Raw genomic sequence first — 17497 nt, 5'->3', positions numbered from 1 at the left:
GAGCGTCAGCGAGCGAATCATCGACGCAGGGGAAGGGCTCAGGCCGACGCCGAGCGAAGCGAGGTGACGGCATGACCGGGGCACTGTTCACGCTGACCTTCGCGGTGGCCGCGCCGTTCTGGGCGTTGATGATCCTGCTGCCGAACTGGTCAGTGACCGGACGGATCATCAGGTCGCCGCTGATCGTGGCGCCGGTCCTGCTGATCTACGCGATCCTGGTGATCCCGGCGCTCGGTGAGGTGCTGCCGGCGGTGCTGTCGCCGACCCTGGACGGGGTACGCGATCTGCTGGGCACTGCGGACGGCGCGGCGGCGGGCTGGGCGCACATGATCGCGTTCGATCTGTTCGTCGGTAGGTGGGCGTGGCTCGACAGCCGGGAACGGGGGGTGCCGGCGCTGGTCATGGCGCCGGTGCTGGTGCTGACGATCCTGCTCGGGCCGATCGGCCTGGCCGCCTACCTGGCGGTCCGGGCCAGGTGGGTACGACCGGCGGTCGCTGCGACGCCCGAGCCGCAACGCCTAGGCTGATCGCCGTGGGCTGGGTGGGACGACTGTTCGACGCGCGGGACACCTTCGTGCGGATGCTGCTGCTGTGCCTGAGCGGCGTCGGCTATCTGCTCTTCGGTATTCAGGGTGCCCCCACGACCGCGCAGTGGATCCTCGCGGTGCTCGCGTTCGCCGCCGGGCTGGCGTTCCACCGCCGGCCAGTGGTCAACATGGTGACGCAGGCCGCGCTGCTGGCGGTCGCGATCTCGCTGCTCAGCGACTGCACCATCAATCAGGTCGGGGCCAGCTGGGCGCTGCTCGAGCTGACCATGCGGGCTCAGCGGACCCGGACCTTCTGGCTGGCCGCCGGGCTGCTGGCCGCGGTCGACCTGACCAATTCGATCGGCGATCCTCTCGGACGCCTCCTCTCCGGTGTGTTCGGGCTGCTGCTGGAGGTCGGCGTCCCGCTGCTGCTCGGCCTGGTCATCCGGACCACCCGGGAACTGGCCCTGCAGGCGCAGGAACGGGCGGCCGAGGAGCAGCGACGGCGCGAGTCGGAGGACCGGGCCGCCCGCGCCGACGAACGCAGCGCCATCGCGCGGGAGTTGCACGACGTGGTCGCGCATCACGTGGCGTCGATGGTGCTGCGGGTCGGTGTGGCCCGGCACGTGCTGACCGACCTGGATCCGCGGGTGAGTGAGGTCTTCGACGACGTGCACGGCACCGGGGCCGCGGCCCTGGCCGACCTGCGCCGGCTGGTCGCGGTGCTGCGGGACCCGGAGGGCGTACGCGGCGACGCGGCGCTGACCGCCATCGAACCGTCGGCGCTGCCGGCGGCCCTCGGCGCGGCGGTCGACCGGGCCCGTCAGGCCGGTGTCACGGTGGAGGCCGACATCGACCCGGCGATCGGTTCGCTCGACGCGGTGCGTGGTCTGGCGGTGTTGCGCCTGACCCAGGAGTCGCTGACCAACGTGGCCAAACACGCCGGCACGTCCGCGCTGGCGCGCCTGTCGGTCAGCGTGGTGGACGGGGCCGTCCACTGGGAGGTGGTGGACAACGGTCGCGGCTGGGTGCCGGCCACCGTGCCGGCCGGTGGGGGTCACGGCATCACCGGGATGCGCGAGCGGGTCGAGGTCCTCGGCGGCCAGTTGGAGGCCGGCCCGACCGGTGCGGGCTGGCGGGTGCGTACCGTCCTGCCCGTCGCGGCGACGCCGTCGCCCCGGGTCGGCCCGCCGGCCGGGTCACCGCCACCGGAGCGCGGGGCACGGGCGCGCACGGCGGGCCCGGCATGATCCGCGTCCTGCTGGTCGACGACCAGCACCTCATCCGCGCGGGCCTGCGTATGCTCTGCGACGCCCAGCCCGACCTCGAGGTCGTCGGCGAGGCCGACAACGGCCGCGACGCCATCGCCATTGCCGCACGGCTCGTCCCCGATGTCGTCGTCATGGACCTGCGGATGCCGGGTGTCGACGGGATCACCGCGACCAGCCGCATCCTCGCCGACCGGCCCGGCACCCGCGTGCTGGTGCTGACCACGTTCGGCGACGACGACCACCTCTACCCGGCCCTGACCGCCGGCGCCTGCGGGTTCCTGCTCAAGGACGCACCCCCCACCGACCTGCTGGACGGCATCCGCCGGGCCGCCGCCGGCGACAGCCCGTTCAGCCAGGAGGTGCTGCGGCGCCTGGTCCAGCGCGCGGTGCACGCCCGCGCCGAGACACCCGCGCCGGTCGACGGGCTGACCGCCCGCGAGCAGGACGTGCTGAACCTGGTCGCCGAGGGGCTGTCCAACACGGAGATCGCCGAGCGACTGCACATCGGGGTCACCACGGTCAAGACCCACATCACCAGCCTGATGACCAAGACCGGCAGCCCCAACCGGGTCCGCCTGGCGCTGTTCGGCCGCGGCGTCTGAGGGGTCGCTCGCGGCGACCTATCCCCCGGCCATCGCCCCGAGAATGATGTACGGCTCCTCCCCGGCGGCGACCGGCTCGGGCAGCGGTGCGTCGGGCGAGGCGTTGGACAGGTCCTGCTCGCAGGCGTAGAAGCGGACGAACGGGCGGCGTTTGCCGCTGTGCCGGTCGCGGATGGTGCCGAGCAGCATCGGGTACCGCGCCTCGAGGGCGTCCAGCACCTGGCGCTGGGTGACCGGGCCGGTCACCGCCAGGCGTACCTCGCCGGTGACGTGGGCCAGGTTCTTCAGGTGGGCCGGGAGGACGACCCGGATCACGGCAACACCTGGACTTCCACGGAGAGCACGGGCGGCAGGTCCCGGACGATCGGCGCCCAACTGTCGCCGTCGTCGGCCGAGTGGTAGACCTGACCACCGGTGGTGCCGAAGTAGATGCCGCACGGGTCCAGGGTGTCGACCGCCATCGCGTCGCGGTAGACGTTGACGTAGCAGTCGGACTGCGGCAGCCCGCTGGTCAACGCCGCCCATTCGTCGCCGCCGGTACGGCTGCGGTAGACGCGGAGCTTGCCCTCCGGCGGGTAGTGCTCGGAGTCGCTCTTGATCGGCACCACGTAGATCGTCTCCGGCTCGTGGGCGTGCACCGCGATCGGGAACCCGAAGTCCGACGGCAGGTTGCCGCTGACCTCGCGCCAGTTCGCCCCGGCGTCGTCGCTGCGTAGCACGTCCCAGTGCTTCTGCATGAACAGCGTGTCCGGCCGGGCCGGGTGCTGGGTGATGTGGTGCACGCAGTGGCCGACCTCGGCGTCGGTGTCGGGGATCTCGCCCGAGCGCAGGCCCTTGTTGATCGGCAGCCAGCTGGCGCCGGCGTCGTCGCTGCGGAACGCGCCCGCCGCCGAGATGGCGACGTAGATCCGGCCCGGGTGCGCCGGGTCCAGGATGATCGTGTGCAGGCACAGGCCGCCGGCGCCGGGCTGCCACGTCGGCCCGGTGCGGTGCTGACGCAGGGCGGTCAGCTCGGTCCACTTCTGACCGCCGTCGTGGGACACGTAGAGGGCGGCGTCCTCCGCGCCCGCGTACACGGTGTCGGGGTCGTCGCGGGACGGCTCGAGGTGCCAGATCCGCTTGAACTCCCACGGGCGTGGGGTGCCGTCGTACCACAGGTGTTCGCCGACCTCGCCGGTGTAGGCGAAGTCGTTGCCGACCGTGGTCCACGTCTGGCCGCCGTCGTCCGAACGCTGGATCAACTGGCCGAACCAGCCGCCGGACTGGGAGGCGTAGAGCCGGTCCGGGTCGGCCGGCGACCCGGTCAGGTGGAATATCTCCCAGCCGCCGAAGTGCGGCCCGTCGACCGTCCAGTCATCGCGTTTGCCGTCCGATGTCAGGACGAACGCGCCCTTGCGTGTGCCCACCAACACCCGTACGCCGCTCATGCCGGCATCCTCACTCTCGTCTCGGCCGGTCCTACCCCTTGGGAACGACGAACTGGCGTCATCGGAACGGACAACATGGCCGGTGTCTGTCGGATGCGCGTCAGGCACCGCCGTCAGGTTGCGCGCGTTCCGGACGGATCGGGTGGTGACGGGCGTGCCGCCGGTCGGTGCCGGGCAGGCGCGGGCGATCCCACGGCCGGGACCCTTGCACAGGGTAGGCAGAGGGACCACGATGGGATCATGGCCGAGGGATTGATCTTGCGGGTCGTGTCCGACGGGCCGGTCACCGATGAGGAACTGGCCGAGCAGGCACGCCATTTGAAGGACCACCTGAACCAACTGCCGGCTGTCGAGGCGACGGAGGTCGCCGAGCGTGCCGCACCAGGCACGCGCGATCCGGTCAGCTACATCGTCGGCCTGCTCGCCCTCTCCGTCTTCGCCGTTCCGACCGTGAAACGGGCGACGGCGGACATCAAGCACCTGGCCGAGGTCATCAAGCGTTACCAGGAACGCAACAAGGGCAAGCGCCTGCGGATGACCCTTCCGGACGGCACCGAGATCGACGTGCAGGACGTGTCGGAGAAGACGCTGACCGAGGTCATCAAGTCGGTGTCGGTACCCCGGCAGGGCACACCCAGCTTGCCGCAGAAGGTCGACGGTGATTGACCCGGCGGCAACCAGACCGGATGAGCGCCCGTGGTGAAGCGTGCGCTCCTGATCGGGGTGGGCACCTACGCCAGTGAGGCGCTGCCCGAACTCGACTCACCCGCCAGTGACCTCAAGGACTGGGGCCGACTCCTGCGGGACCCCGGCGTCGGTGCCTTCGACGAGGTCCGGGACTATCTCGACGACGACTCGCACACCGTGCAGGTGATCCTCTACGACTTCCTGAAGAGCGCGGATCCGCACGACTTCCTGCTGGTGTACTACTCCGGCCACGGGCGACTGCACGACGGCCACCGCCTCTACCTCACCGCCACCGACACCAACCCGGACCGCCTGCCGCCGACCTCGGTACCCACCGACGAGTTGCGGCACTGGATCGACGAGTGCCGGGCCAGCGAGCTGGTGCTGATCCTGGACTGCTGCCACGCCGGCGCCTTCGGTGATCTCAAGCAGCGCGGGGACCGCAGCCGCATCGTGGTGGTGTCCGCCGGGGCCACCGAGTTGGCCCACGAGGGTGACGGCTACCGGCAGCACGCGCTGCCGTCCGCCTTCTCCGGCCCGTTCCTCGAAGGGCTGCGCACCGGTGCCGCCGACCGCGACGGCAACGGCATCATCAGCGTCCGGGAAGCCTTCGAGTACGCGGCGGTACGGATGGTCGACCGGGAACGCCGGCAGACGCCCCAGATGCGGGCCGCCGGCGTCGGGGATCTGATCCTCAGCAACGCGCCCCGGCGGCCCGAGCTGATCCCCGGCGACCTGCTCGCGCTCACCCGCAGCGGGCTCCCGTCGGCCCGGGTGCTGGCCGTCGACGAGCTGAGCAACTGGGCGCACGGCAAGCACCGGACCCGTGAGCAGTTGGTGGCCACGTTCGAGACGCTCGAGACCCTGGAACGGGACCCGGCCGAGCGGGTGGCCGAGCGGGCCCGGCAGGCCCTGTCGGGTCGGCTCCGCGTCGCCCGCGCCGAGGTCGAGGAGGAGCCCGGCTCGGCGCCGCCGGGCGAGCCGAACTGGGCGGCCGGCAGCACCTTCTACGAACTGAACGTACGGTTCTTCTACGACTCCGACGGTGACGGCCACGGCGACCTGCGCGGCGTCACCGAGAAGCTGGACTACCTGCGCCGGCTGGGGGTGGACTGCCTGCTGCTGAACCCGATCATGGCGTCCCCGGCGGTCGGTGACGGCTGGGCGGCCGCCGACTTCGAGGCCATCGACGAGGGGCTCGGGCAGCCGTCGCACCTGCTGGAGTTGCTCAGCCTGGCCCGTCGGCAGGGCCTGCGGGTGGTGCTCGACCTGGTGCTCAACCACACCAGTGACCAGCATCCGTGGTTCGAGGCGTCGCGCAGCGACCCGGACGGCCCGTACGGGAACTTCTACGTGTGGAGTGACACCGACGAGGGCTACGCCGAGGCCGACGACCCACTGAGCAGCCGTGGCGCGGGCTGGACGTACGACGCGAAGCGGCGACAGTACTACTGGCACCGCTACAGCCGGCACGAGCCGGACCTGAACTACGACGCGCCCGAGGTGCACGCCGCGATGCGCGACGTGATGGACTTCTGGCTCCGGCAGGGGGTCGACGGGCTGCGGCTGCTCACCGTGCCCTATCTGTTCGAGCGCAGCGGCACGTCGAGCAAGGGACTCGACGAGACGCACAACTACCTGCGGGAACTGCGGTCCTGGATGGACTCGACGTACCCGAACCGGATCATCGTCGCGTGGAGCGAGGACTGGCCGGAGGGCGCCAGCTCGTACTTCGGCACCGCCGAGCACCCCGAGTGCCACCTGGTGACGTACGCCTCGCTCATGCCGAGCCTGCTGCTCGCCATGCGGCGGGAGACGCACCGGCCGGTGTCCCGGGTGCTGGCGCAGATGCGGGACCAGCCGGGTGACCGCCACTGGGCGGTGTTCCTGCGCAACGGGGACGACATGCCGCTGGGCCTGCTGCACGAGCGGGAACGCGACGAACTGCTGCGCGCGTACGCGCCGCTGGCCCGGATGCGGGGTGCGACCGGCATCCGGCGGCGGACGGCCAGCCTGCTCAACGACGACCGGGGGCAGCTCGAACTCGCCTTCGCGTTGTTGCTGTCGCTGCCCGGCGTGCCGGTCCTCTACTACGGCGACGAGATCGGCATGGGTGAGAACCTGTCGCTGCCGGGCCAGCTGGCGGTGAACACGCCGATGCAGTGGGCACCGGACCGCAATGGTGGCTTCTCGGTGGCGCAGCCGGAGAACCTGCCGGCGCCGTTGATCCACGAGTCGATCTACGGCTACATGGCGGTCAACGTGGAGAACCAGCTCCGCTCGCGGTCCTCCCTGCTGCATGTGGTCGAGAAGCTGATCGAGACGCGGCACGCCTGGCCGGCGTTCGCCCGCCCGGGCTGCCGCATCGTCCGGTCGACCAACCCGGCGGTGCTCGCGTTCCTCCGTGGCGAGCCCGCCGACGAAGTGCTCTGCGTGTTCAACTTCTCGCGGTACCCGCAGACCACCACGCTGAGCCTGTCCTCGCACGTCGGCCACCGGCCCCGGGAGCTGATGGGCGGCGCCGAGTTCCCCAAGGTGCAGGAGTCCGGCGACTACGACGTCGGCGTGGCCGGTCACGGCGTTTACTGGCTCTCCCTGGCTCCCAGGGAGGCGCGGCCCGCCTGAGGCCCGTCCCGCGGTCCCCCACCGGCCGTCGCTTGACATCAAAAGCTAATCACATTAGCTTTTTGGCTACAGGGGCTAGCCAACTGCCTCCCGGGGCTCGGATGCCTCGGCGCGGGTTGCTCGCCAGCCCCGACTCCCACCCGACCAAGGAGGCCGCCATCAACCGGATCCGAGTCGGCGCCGCCGCCTTCGCTGCCGCCGCCGTCATGTTCGTCCTCTACCCGGCCCTGCGCCCCTGGCGCGACGAGTCCACCGCGGCCGGTGCCCTCGCCGCGATGTCCGCCGGCACCTGGGTGCCCGCACACACCTTCGCCATGATCGGTTTCATCCTGTTGCCGCTCGGCCTGCTGGCCCTCGCCCGAGCCGTCGCCGGCACCCGGTCCGGCCGGATCGCCGGCACCGCGTTCGTCATCAGCGCGGTCGGCGCGGGTCTGGTGCTGCCCTACTACGGCGCCGAGGCGTTCGGCCTGCATGCGATCGCCGTCCAGGCCGCCGCCAACCCGCAGCTCGACCTGCTCGCCATGGCCGACCAGGTCCGGTTCGACCCGGTGGCGATCTCCACCTTCGGGGTGGGTCTGCTGGCGCTCGGGGCCGGCGCCGCCCTGGCCGCGGGGGCGGTCTGGCGCAGCGGCCGGCTACCCAAGCTCAGCGGGGTGCCGTTCGCCCTCGGATTCCTGCTGTTCCTTCCGCAGTTCTTCGCCCCGGCGGCCGTCCGGATCGGGCACGGCGTGCTGGTCGGTGCCGGGCTGCTCTGGCTCGCCACGGCGCTGTGGCGGACGACCCCCACCCGCTGACCGAACCACCCGCCGGGAGCGCCACCCAACACACTCACGGGCAGCCGCCGATGCGTCGGTGCGGGTCGGCGCCGGTGCGAAGACCGCACCGGCGCCGACCCCTGCTACTCGGTGCGCAGGCCGGCCGGCCGCATCAGCCGCCAGAGCGCGGGCAGGCCCAGCCCGGTCACCAGCAGCACCGCGGCAGCGGCCAGCCCGGTCGACATCCCGATCACCGGCCAACTGACCGAGATCGGCATGTTCACCATCCGGAGCAGCACGGAACCGAGGGCCAGCCCGAAGCCCACCGCGACGGTCAGCCCGATCAGCACCGGCACGACGGTCTGCCAGAACACCGACCAGGCCAACGTGGCGCGACGAGTGCCGACCGCCACCAGCATCGCCAACAACCGGCGGCGTTCCCGAAGTTGCTCCAACAGTCCGACCAGCATGCTCACCCCGATCAGCAGCAGGGTCACCACGATGCCGATGTAGAGGCCCCGCTGGATGGTGGTGAGCCGGTCCGCCTGCGTCGTGCCCGACAGCGTGCCGACCCAGGAACTGCGGCTCAGCTGCGCCGCCGTGTTGCGGAGCCGCTCCAGGGTGTCCGCGTCGTCGCGGTCGAAATCGAGGTAGGTGTCCACGCTCAGGGGACCGATCCGGCCCGCCTCGATGGCCCCCGGCGTCGCCAGGATCTCACTGCGTTGCCAGCCGATCGGGCTCGCGCGAGCCGGAACGGTCCGGGTGTCGGCGGGCAGCGTCCAGGGTGTCTCCCGTTCGCCGACGGCGACCTGGGTGCCGGGCCCGAACGCGTCGACGGACGGCCCCCCGTCCGGTGGGCCCAGGCTGCGGAACACGTCGCCGTCGACGCACCGGTCGAGCTCGGCGTACTCGGCCAGCGCCGGGCAGTCACCGATGCGCAGGAATCCGGCCGATGCCTGATCGGGAGAGCTTCCGTCGCGGACGATCCCCGCCCACAGCGTTCCGGTGCCTCCCGTCACGCCCGGGACGGCAAGCAGCTGCCGGATGGCGGCCGAGCCGTCGGGGATGTTGAAGAGCTGCACATGGGAGGTCGCCCGGGTGGTGTCCTCTCCGGTCTCGGTGGTGTATTGGCGCTGCACCCCGGCGAAGAGCATCTGGAGGCCGATCGTCCCGGCCACCGCGACCGCGATTCCGCTGACCAGTCGCGCCGAGGTGGCACTGTCGAGCTGGAGCCGGCGGATGGCCAGCTGCCACGCCACCGGGCCGCCGCCCAACCGTCGTACGAGCAGGTCGATCAGCCAGGGCAGCAGGGTGACCGCGCCGATCAGCAGCAGCACCGCGCCGGCGGCGACCTGGTACCGGGTGTATACGGCACCGACCGCGCTCACGCCATTGACCAGCGGTGCGAGCAGGACCAGGCCGATGACGGGTGGGATCAGCCGCCACCACAGCCGGCGCCGGGTGCTGGCGGCCCGGCGGGTCACCCCGAGCGGTTCGATGGCGACGCGCCGCAGCGCGATCAGGCTGACCACGACCGCGGTCACCGGCACCGCCACCACGATCAGCGCGACGATCGGCGGACTGGGGCGCACGTCGTCGGCGTACACACTGATGTTCCAGAGGGTGACCAGCGGGACCAGCTGGCGGCCGATCGCGAAGAGCAGGCCGCCGACCACGATGCCGAGCAGCGCGCCCACCATCGCCTCACCGGCGGCGATCCGGTGGGTCATCCGTCGGTCGGCGCCGACCAGCCGCAGGGCGGCCAGCCGACGCTCGCGGGGTTCGCCGCCGAACCGTACGGCAGCGCCGAGAAAGACCGCGATGGGCAGCAGCAGTACGACGAAGATGATCACCACGAGCAGGATCAGCGTCGGGCCGAACTCCTCGCCCGGCGGGCCACCGCCGAAGACGTCGGTCCGGTGGGATCCGTCGATGGTGAGGGTGTCGCTGCCGAGGTAGAAGGCCAGCTCGTGCGGCCCGGCGAGCCCCTGCGGGCCGATCGTCCCGATCACTTCGGGGTGGCCGAGCCGGGGGGCGAACAGGTCACGGTCGGGCGAGTCGAGCAGCTTCTTCAGCGCCGGCGAGACGACCACCTCGCCGGCGCGGGGCAGGGCCGCCACGCCGGGCGGCAGCGGTGCCTGCGGGCCCTCCGGACGCAGGATCCGGCCCCGTACCGGCCGGTCCCTGAACTCGGTGTCGAACGTCGACACCAGCAGGGTGTTGGCCGCCGCCGGGAGCTGTTCGCCGAGCCGGAAGTCGTACCGGGCGTCGCCGCGCGCCTGCCGGGCCTGCAGCGTGGCGGGCACCGCCGCGGCCAGCAGGAGCAGCGCCACGCCGATCCCCACGCCGAACGCGGTGAGTACCGCCCGGGCCCAGCCGTCCCGCCCGCCACTGAAGGCCATCCGGGCGCCGAGCAGCAGGTCACTCATGCCGGCACTCCGCTTCGCTCCGTGCCGCCACGAGGCACCACCGCACTGAGCCGATTCGCTCGCTGCCGCTCGCTCATGCCGCCAGCTCCATGCCCCTGGTCCGGCCGTCGCGCACCACGACCTCGCGGTCGGAGTACGCCGCCACCCGCGCCTCGTGGGTCACCAGCACCACCGCCGCGCCGGTCTGTCGGGCGGCGTCGGTCAGCAACCGCATTACCCGCTCGCCGTTGAGGGAGTCGAGCGCCCCGGTCGGCTCGTCGGCGAAGATCACCTTCGGCGCGGTGACCAGTGCCCTGGCCACGGCCACCCGCTGGCCCTGACCGCCGGAGATCTCCCCCGGACGTTTGCCGGCCACCTCGCTGACCTCAAGGCGCGCCAGCCACTCGGCGGCGCGGCGCTCGGCCGCCCGTCGACCGAGCCGGTTGAGCCGCAGCGGCAGGGCCACGTTCTCCAGGCAGGTCAGCTCCGGCACCAACTGCCCGAACTGGAAGACGAACCCGAACTCGCCGCGGCGTAGGGCGCTGCGCGCGGTGTCCGACATCGCGCCGATGTCCCGCCCCTGGTAGCGCACCTGCCCGGAGTCGGGCGCGACGATGCCGGCGAGGCAGTGCAGCAGGGTGGACTTCCCGGACCCGGAGGGTCCCATCACGGCGACCACCTCGCCCGCCATGATCTGCACCGAGGCGCGTTCGAGCGCGGTGGTCGGCCCGAACGACTTGGTCAGCTGGTCGGCCACCAGCAGCGGCTCGGAGGTCATGCCGTCACCTCGCTGACGAGGTCGTCGAGGCGGGCGGCGGTCAGCTCCAACCAGCGCAGGTCGGCCTCGAGGTGAAACAGGGCGTGGTCGCAGATGAGCTGGTCGGCGAGGTCACCGCCGGCCTTGCGCCGGGTCAGCTCCCGCATCATGCGCAGGTGCTCGGCCCGCTGGATGTCGAGCAGGTCGGTCGCCGACCGCCCGGTGAGCAGCGCCAGCACCACCTTGGTGTACAGGGTGTTCTGCAGGTACAGGTCGGGCCGCTCCGGCTGGGACAACCACTGTTGCACGTCGGTGACGCCGGCCGTGGTGATCGCGTAGCGCTTCCGCTCCGGCCCCTCCCCCGGTTCGACCGCGTCGATTTCCACCAGGCCGTTCTTGAGCAGCCGGGACAGGGTCGCGTAGACCTGCCCGAAGTGCAGTGGACGGCTGTGGCTGAACCGCTCGTCGTAGGCCCGTTTGAGGTCGTAGCCGTGCCGGGGCCCGGCTTCGAGGAGCCCGAGGATGGTCTGTCCAATTGACATGATCGGCACTCTACACCATAGGTATACTCGGTGTGTATACACGACGCGCGGAGCCTCGTGCGGCCGCGGAAGCGCCACGGCCGGGTCGAGGTCGACCCGGCCGCGGCTGGCCCCGTCAGTGACGTCGCGGGTCAGCTGAGCAGGAAGGTGGCCTCGTTGCCGTGGTCCGCGCCGACCCCCAGTACGCCCCGGCGGTGGCGCAGGTAGCTGCCCGGGGCGCCGGCGAGCTGGAGCGAGACGCCGCCGTTCGGGCGGAGCACACGCCGGAAGCTCGCCTCGCCGGCGTACCCGGACCCGCCCTGCACCGGGTCGATCCGGACCACCCCGTCGACCACCCGCACGTACCGGTCGGGATAGTTGACCGACTGGATCGACTCGGTGTCGCCACCGGCGAAGCCGGCCACGAAACGGAACTGCGTGTCGTCCAGCTCCCGGACGTCGGGGTCGACCCGGAGCAGGTACGCGTAGTGCCGGACGAACGAGCGGCGCTCCGTGAACGGGCTGAGCCGGACGATCGGGCCGCCCGCGCCGACCGGCACACCGAACATCGGCGTACCGTCGGCGTGCCAGTACAGCTTCTGCACCCGGGCATGGCGGTTGGGGTCGTAGAGCGGGTCACCGGTGATGTTGCGGTAGTCCCGGGCGTGGTAGACGAGCACGTCGGTCACGCCGTCCTCGGCGACGGTGAACGAGTTGTGGCCCGGGCCGTACCGCTTGGTCTGCTCGTTCGTGACGAAGACCGGGTCGGGCGTCTTCACCCAGGACCGCCAGTCGAGCAGGTTCGCGTTGGCGTCGGCGGTCAGCAGACCCATGCCGTAGCGCGCGTCCGTAGCGCTCGCCGAGAAGGTCATGAACACCCGTCCGTTGCGGACGATCACCGCCGGTCCCTCGTTGACCGCGAACCCCTGGATTTCCCAGCTGCGGGTCGGCGTGGCGATGCGGATCGTCTTGCCGGTCACCGACCACGGCGTGTTCATCTCCGCGATGTAGAGGCTCGAGTTCACCGCGATCTCCGGCTCGCTCTGCGCCCACACGAGGTACCGGCGGCCCCGGTGGGCGAAGGTGGTGGCGTCCAGGGCGAAGCCGTCCCACTCCGTGACGAGCTGGCCGCGAAGCTGCCACCCGGCGGGGTCACGCGGGTCCGCCAGCGCCGATTCCAGCACGTACATCCGGATCCGGAAGACGTTGTCGGAGTCGCCGGCGGCGAAGTACATGTACCAGCGGCCGTCGATGCGGTGCAGCTCCGGCGCCCAGATGTGCCCGCCCATCCGGCCGCTCGTGGGCCGCCGCCAGATCACCGATTCCGTCGCGGTGGTGAGGCCGGCGATGGTGGCCGCGCCGCGTACCACGATCCGGTCGTACTCGGGGACCGAGCCGGTGAAGTAGTACATGCCGTCGACGGGATGGGTGATGAAGGGGTCTGCCCGCCGTTCGACGAGCGGGTCGACCGTCGGCACGCCGTAGACCTCGGCGTCGGTCCTGGCGGGCGCCTTCGGGTCCGCGAACGCCGCGGAGGAGAGGCCGGCCACCATGCCGGTCGCCGCGACGCCCAGACCACCTCGCAGCAGGGTGCGTCGGCTCATGGAGTACCTCATCGTGCTCCTCACTTGGTTCCGATGCGCAGGAAGGTGACGGAGTTCGGTGCGAAGGTGCGGGTGAAGGTCGACTTCATGCCCTTGACGGTGCTGGTCACCGGTTGGATCGGTTGCGCCGAGCGGGTGTTCTGCTCCCTCGGGTCGCCGCTGATGACCGTCATCTGCGCGTTGTTCCGGACCTTGACGTCACCCAGGTCGATCTTCGTCACGGCCGGGGTGTCCTGCGCGTTGACCACCTTCACGATCAGCTCCCCGGTGGCGTTGTCGCGGGTGACCACCTGCGCGAAGGGCTGGACCACCTTGTCGTCGGCGAAGCTGCCCCAGAGTTCGCCGTCGAGGAACAGCGAGACCCGGACGCCGCGCACCTGGATCCTGATGTCGTACGTCTGGCCGGTGTTGATCCGGTTCGCCTTCGTGATCAGGCTCGTCTTCGCCCCGTTGACGGCCTTCTCGACGGCGCCCTGGGTGTTGTTCCACCCGCCGAGGTTCCACCAGTAGTAGTTGGCCGCGTCCTGGACACCGAACCCGATCAGGAATCCTTCGGCACCCGCGGTCTTCCGCGCCTTGAGGGTCAGGTCGTAGTCGCTCGCCGTGATGTTGCCCGCGCTGACCAGCGTGTCCTGCGCGCTGGTGCTCGTCTGCCGGTACTCGCCGTCGACGACCGACCAGCTGCCCCGGTTCGCCAGCGGCCGCCACTGGCCGGCGCCGTTCGAGAAGTCGTCGCTGAACAGCACGGTGCCGTCGGGCGTGGTGACCTTGACGTCGTCGTACGCCGCGGCGGTGGCCCAGGTCGACAGACCGATCGGGCCGTTGATCGGCTTGACCTCCGGGATCGCGCCGGTCACCGTGCTCGGCACCGTGCGGTCACCGACGTTGTTCATGAACAGCTTCTGCACCTGGTAGCTGGTCGTGCCCCACGACTCGTCGTTGTCGAACCAGATCAGGTCCGGTCGCCACTGGACGTTGTCGATGTTGGCGAGCAGCGGTGCGTACGAGGCCATCTTGACGATGTCGGCGTTGCGCTCCAGGCCGGTCATGTAGGCCGCCTCGGACAGCGAGTTGAACAGCAGGGCGTCCTGCGAGGCGTACTCGCCGAGGAAGACCTCCGGTCCGTTGCGGTCGTAGCTGTCGTACCGGTTGTTGTTCTGCAGGAACCAGGTCGGGCTGTTGTAGTAGTGCTCGTCGACCATGTCGACGCCGGCCGCCCGGTTGAGGTCCCAGAGCCGGTCGAAGGTGGCGCCCTGGGAGAGCGGGCCGGAGTTGCTGATCACGGTGACGTCCGGATACCGCGCCTCGATCGCGGCGCGGAACCGCTCGAAGTTGGCGAAGAACTCGTCGGGCAGGTTCTCCTCGTTGCCGACGGCGAGGTGGGTGAGGTTGAACGGTGCCGGGTGACCCATCGAGGCGCGCAGCTGACCCCAGGTCGAGCTGGTCGGTCCGTTGGCGAACTCGATCAGGTCGAGGGCGTCCTGGATGTGCCGTCGCAGGAGCGCCTCGTCGACCGTGGCGCGGTTCTGTCCGCAGCCGGTGACCAGCGCCGGGACGACCGGCACCGGCATCGCGCCGATGTCCTCGGCGAACTGGAAGTACTCGAAGTAGCCGAGGCCGTAGGACTGGTTGTAGCCCCAGAAGTTGACGTTGGTCGCCCGCGTCTCGACCGGGCCGACGGTGTCCTTCCACTGGTAGGCGCGGGCCCGCTCCCAGTTCGACGCGGCGTCGTAGCCGTTCATGCTGTTGGTGTTGACCAGGCAGCCGCCGGGGAAGCGGACGAAGCCCGGCCGCAACGCCGCGATCTTCTCGGCGAGGTCCTTGCGCAGCCCGTTCGGGCGCCCGCGGTAGGTGTCCTGCGGAAACAGCGAGACCATGTCCAGCCGCAGCGTGCCGGTGCCGCCGGCGCGTACCGACAACCGGCCGGCGTCGGCGGTCCGGCTGGCGGTCAACGTGCCGGTGTACCTGGTCCAGGTGTCGTTGCGGACGCTGATCTCCAGCGCCGCCGCCAGCGGCTGGCCGGCCGGGTCGTGCAGGGTCACCGACACGGGGGTGCCGTCGGCGGCGTCCGTGCGCGCCCACACCGAGAAGTCGTACCGCGCGCCGGCCCTGACCGGTACGCCGTTGTTGTACCCGGAGTTCGTGACTCCGTAGCGACCGCTGCCCGAGTTGGCCAGTTGCAGCCGGAGGTAGGTGCGGTTCCGGTCGTCGAGCCGAGCCCCGTCGTTGACCGTGGACGCGCTGCCGGCCCCGCCGCCCTCCGCGCCCGGCGTCCAGGCCGTCAGGCCGGTGTACGCCCGGTTGTCCGCCGGGAGGAACTCGAAGGAGCGGTTGCGCACCAGCTCCGCGTAGAGCCCACCGTCGGCGGCGTAGTTGATGTCTTCGAAGAAGACGCCGTACATCGAGTTGCTGATCGACACACCGGCGCCGGACGGGTCGACGGAGATGATGTAGTCGGGTTCGGCGGTCGGTGTCGTCGCCAGACTCGGGGCGGCCACCGCGACGGTTGCGGCCAACAGCGCGGCGGTCAACAACCCGAGGATCGACCTTGGTCGGGGCATGGCGCCTCCTACAGCGTCGGACCACGTGACGTGGGGGTGTGCGCAGGCGCCTGCCGTCCGTCCTTCCGGTCGCCGAGCGCTTACCCCCGAGCCACGCGCAGTTGTGAACGTTAACAACGATGAGTATTACCGCTGCATGACGAACAGGTCAATGGCCGTCAATGCCTGACCCGTCGCGGACACGGTGCGGCACGAACGAGTTGAGCCGCCCTCAGGTGAACGCAAACATGCCGTCGGGCCGGCCGAGCCGAGCGCCTGCCGAATCGGTGGAAGGAGGACAATTACGGGGCTTTCGGGACCAAAGGGGAGGTGAGGTCACCAGGCGTGTCCTGTTCGTAGCGCGGGCGGTTGGGCAGGACATGACGGCGAAACGATCCGCCAGAAGCGTGATCCCGGCGCCGACCCCGCTGCGGTGGCGACTCGCCTGGGCAGCGCGGGAGAACCGTCGCAGGCAGCGCGCGTACGACATGGCCGTGGCGGCCTGGCATCGCCGCGACGACGAGCTGGTCCGCCTGCGGATCGAGGCGACCGGCTTCCTCGGCTGCCTCCAGCCGCGCACCGGACTGCCGGTGGACCTTGACGACGACGAGGTCGTCTACCGGGTGCTGCCCGTCGCCGAGCTGGTCGAGGCGAAGGCGCGACACATCCTCGGACTACCCGCACCCGGGCTGAGCATCGGCCCGGCCGGCAGCGACACACTCGACGCCGCGCTGCCCGGGGGCCTGCGCGTCGTCGACTCCGGCATGGCGGTCGTGACCAACCACCGGGTGGCCTTCGCCGGGCAGCACCGCCGGCGGCAATGGCGCTATCCGGAGGTGGTGGGGCCGGCGCACCATCCCACCGCTCCCCTCACCCTGCTGCACACCACCGACGGCGGCCAACTCGCCGGCCTGCTGGTGCCGGCCGCCGCGACGGTGAACTTCCGCTTCTACCTCACCCTCGCCCTGGCCACCGCCAACGGGGAACGCACCACGATCGCCACGCAGGTGGACGCCCTACGGCACGCCCATCGGAAGGCTCGGCCGGTGCCACCGCCTCCGGCCGGGCCGGAGCACGCCCCGCTGCCCGCGCTGCCGTCCGGTCGGCTGGTGACCGCTGCCGTCGTCGTCGCGTTCGCCTGCGCGACGCTGACCGCGGGCACCTCCGACCCGGAACCGAACGGCCCACCACATCGGGCCCAACCGAGCCCGGCCGGCATCGGGGTGACCGACGCACCGGATGCGGTCGGCGGTGCCACCCCGATCAGCCTCGCCACCCTGCCGGTGCCGGGCCACCGGACCGACGCGCCGCCGGCCGGTCCGGCGACAGTCCAGCACTTGGGCAGTACGGCGACGCCCGGCTCGTCCGTCTCGCCGACGGCGAGACGGACCGTCACCGCCTCACCGATCGCGGCTCGGCTCCCGACCGTTCGACCGACGCCGGTCGTCAGCCCGGTTCCCAGCACCGATCCGACCCCGACGTCGAGCCCGACGCCAACCCCGACCACCGAGCCGGCGCCGACCAGCCCGTCGCCGTCGTCCGACCCGGGCCGGCTCGGCCGCTGCCTGGACCCGCTGCGGCTGCCGCTGGCTGAGCGGTTGCTGTGCCCCTGACGGCTGCCTGCGGTGCGCGGTGCCGGTCGACCATTGTCGACGGTACGGTCAGACGCGCCGGCTGCGTCGCACGAACTGCGTGAGCCTCAGCCTCGGGGTCGGCCACCAGACCAGCAGCACGGCGAGGATGGCTGCGGCGAGCACGCCGGCCCCGATGAGC

14 protein-coding genes are annotated in these 17497 nt (G+C 71.2%); 7 read left to right on the top strand and 7 right to left on the bottom strand.

Annotated features, from left to right (window positions below; genetic code table 11):
* Positions 1 to 71 precede the first annotated feature (71 nt).
* Genes C1I95_RS13735 through C1I95_RS13725 form a run of 3 tightly spaced genes read left to right on the top strand, consistent with a single transcriptional unit; the run spans position 72 to position 2400 of the window.
* Entirely contained in the window at positions 72 to 527 is a 456-nt protein-coding gene (locus C1I95_RS13735; protein ID WP_111214213.1) for an ABA4-like family protein, read from the top strand.
* A gap of 5 nt (positions 528 to 532) precedes the next feature.
* Positions 533 to 1777: a sensor histidine kinase gene (locus tag C1I95_RS13730; protein WP_111214212.1), complete on the top strand. Its 1245-nt coding sequence runs from the start codon at positions 533 to 535 to the stop codon at positions 1775 to 1777.
* Positions 1774 to 2400 carry a response regulator transcription factor gene (locus C1I95_RS13725; protein WP_111214211.1) on the top strand — a complete coding sequence of 209 codons (627 nt, stop codon included), beginning with the start codon at positions 1774 to 1776 and terminating at the stop codon, positions 2398 to 2400. Before C1I95_RS13730 ends, C1I95_RS13725 begins: the two co-directional genes overlap by 4 nt.
* Before the next feature lie 18 nt (positions 2401 to 2418).
* On the opposite strand, the gene C1I95_RS13720 is transcribed toward C1I95_RS13725, so the two are convergent.
* Both C1I95_RS13720 and C1I95_RS13715 read right to left on the bottom strand, forming a co-directional pair.
* Positions 2419 to 2715: a MoaD/ThiS family protein gene (locus C1I95_RS13720; protein ID WP_111214210.1), complete on the bottom strand. Its 297-nt coding sequence runs from the start codon at positions 2713 to 2715 to the stop codon at positions 2419 to 2421.
* Complete coding sequence (locus C1I95_RS13715) at positions 2712 to 3827, bottom strand: WD40/YVTN/BNR-like repeat-containing protein (protein WP_111214209.1); 1116 nt, start codon at positions 3825 to 3827, stop codon at positions 2712 to 2714. Before C1I95_RS13715 ends, C1I95_RS13720 begins: the two co-directional genes overlap by 4 nt.
* A gap of 240 nt (positions 3828 to 4067) precedes the next feature.
* Between C1I95_RS13715 and C1I95_RS13710 the strand changes: the two genes are divergently transcribed.
* The 3 genes from C1I95_RS13710 (at position 4068) to C1I95_RS13700 (ending at position 7933) form a co-directional block, all read left to right on the top strand.
* A complete protein-coding gene (locus C1I95_RS13710) occupies positions 4068 to 4493 on the top strand; it encodes a hypothetical protein (RefSeq protein WP_111214208.1) in 426 nt (141 codons plus the stop codon).
* 33 nt (positions 4494 to 4526) lie between these two features.
* Entirely contained in the window at positions 4527 to 7139 is a 2613-nt protein-coding gene (locus tag C1I95_RS13705; RefSeq protein WP_158566391.1) for a caspase, EACC1-associated type, read from the top strand.
* Between the two features lie 101 nt (positions 7140 to 7240).
* Complete coding sequence (locus C1I95_RS13700; protein WP_146605714.1) at positions 7241 to 7933, top strand: hypothetical protein; 693 nt, start codon at positions 7241 to 7243, stop codon at positions 7931 to 7933.
* A 104-nt stretch (positions 7934 to 8037) separates the two neighbouring features.
* Here the strand turns inward: C1I95_RS13700 and C1I95_RS13695 are convergent, their stop codons facing one another.
* The 5 genes from C1I95_RS13695 to C1I95_RS13675 form a co-directional block, all read right to left on the bottom strand.
* On the bottom strand, positions 8038 to 10323 hold the full coding sequence (locus tag C1I95_RS13695; RefSeq protein WP_111214205.1) for an FtsX-like permease family protein: 2286 nt from the start codon (positions 10321 to 10323) through the stop codon (positions 8038 to 8040).
* Between the two features lie 73 nt (positions 10324 to 10396).
* Positions 10397 to 11080: an ABC transporter ATP-binding protein gene (locus tag C1I95_RS13690; protein WP_111214204.1), complete on the bottom strand. Its 684-nt coding sequence runs from the start codon at positions 11078 to 11080 to the stop codon at positions 10397 to 10399.
* Positions 11077 to 11601, bottom strand: a complete 525-nt coding sequence (locus C1I95_RS13685; RefSeq protein ID WP_111214203.1) for a PadR family transcriptional regulator — start codon at positions 11599 to 11601, stop codon at positions 11077 to 11079. The genes C1I95_RS13690 and C1I95_RS13685 overlap by 4 nt, the downstream gene beginning before the upstream one ends.
* Before the next feature lie 131 nt (positions 11602 to 11732).
* A complete protein-coding gene (locus C1I95_RS13680; RefSeq protein WP_233513649.1) occupies positions 11733 to 13184 on the bottom strand; it encodes a family 43 glycosylhydrolase in 1452 nt (483 codons plus the stop codon).
* 20 nt (positions 13185 to 13204) lie between these two features.
* Positions 13205 to 15745, bottom strand: a complete 2541-nt coding sequence (locus C1I95_RS13675) for an alpha-L-arabinofuranosidase family protein (RefSeq protein WP_111214201.1) — start codon at positions 15743 to 15745, stop codon at positions 13205 to 13207.
* Positions 15746 to 16104: 359 nt separating this feature from the next.
* On the opposite strand from C1I95_RS13675, the gene C1I95_RS13670 reads away from it, so the two are divergent.
* Positions 16105 to 17337 (top strand): hypothetical protein, encoded by a 1233-nt coding sequence (locus C1I95_RS13670; protein WP_146605713.1) that lies wholly within the window; start codon positions 16105 to 16107, stop codon positions 17335 to 17337.
* Positions 17338 to 17497 lie beyond the last annotated feature (160 nt).

The organism is Micromonospora craterilacus (genome assembly GCF_003236315.1).
GTDB classification, from domain to species: domain Bacteria; phylum Actinomycetota; class Actinomycetes; order Mycobacteriales; family Micromonosporaceae; genus Micromonospora; species Micromonospora craterilacus.
Note: the sequence above shows the minus strand (reverse complement) of the source record. Positions and strands in the feature narration are given on the sequence as shown.

Coding starts and splice junctions, on each gene's coding strand:
- C1I95_RS13735 (WP_111214213.1), top strand. CDS start 72: ATGACCGGGGCACTGTTCACGCTGACCTTCGCGGTGGCCGCGCCGTTC.
- C1I95_RS13725 (WP_111214211.1), top strand. CDS start 1,774: ATGATCCGCGTCCTGCTGGTCGACGACCAGCACCTCATCCGCGCGGGC.
- C1I95_RS13715 (WP_111214209.1), bottom strand. CDS start 3,827: ATGAGCGGCGTACGGGTGTTGGTGGGCACACGCAAGGGCGCGTTCGTC.
- C1I95_RS13710 (WP_111214208.1), top strand. CDS start 4,068: ATGGCCGAGGGATTGATCTTGCGGGTCGTGTCCGACGGGCCGGTCACC.
- C1I95_RS13700 (WP_146605714.1), top strand. CDS start 7,241: ATGCCTCGGCGCGGGTTGCTCGCCAGCCCCGACTCCCACCCGACCAAG.
- C1I95_RS13695 (WP_111214205.1), bottom strand. CDS start 10,323: ATGAGTGACCTGCTGCTCGGCGCCCGGATGGCCTTCAGTGGCGGGCGG.
- C1I95_RS13690 (WP_111214204.1), bottom strand. CDS start 11,080: ATGACCTCCGAGCCGCTGCTGGTGGCCGACCAGCTGACCAAGTCGTTC.
- C1I95_RS13685 (WP_111214203.1), bottom strand. CDS start 11,601: ATGTCAATTGGACAGACCATCCTCGGGCTCCTCGAAGCCGGGCCCCGG.
- C1I95_RS13680 (WP_233513649.1), bottom strand. CDS start 13,184: ATGAGCCGACGCACCCTGCTGCGAGGTGGTCTGGGCGTCGCGGCGACC.
- C1I95_RS13675 (WP_111214201.1), bottom strand. CDS start 15,745: ATGCCCCGACCAAGGTCGATCCTCGGGTTGTTGACCGCCGCGCTGTTG.
- C1I95_RS13670 (WP_146605713.1), top strand. CDS start 16,105: ATGACGGCGAAACGATCCGCCAGAAGCGTGATCCCGGCGCCGACCCCG.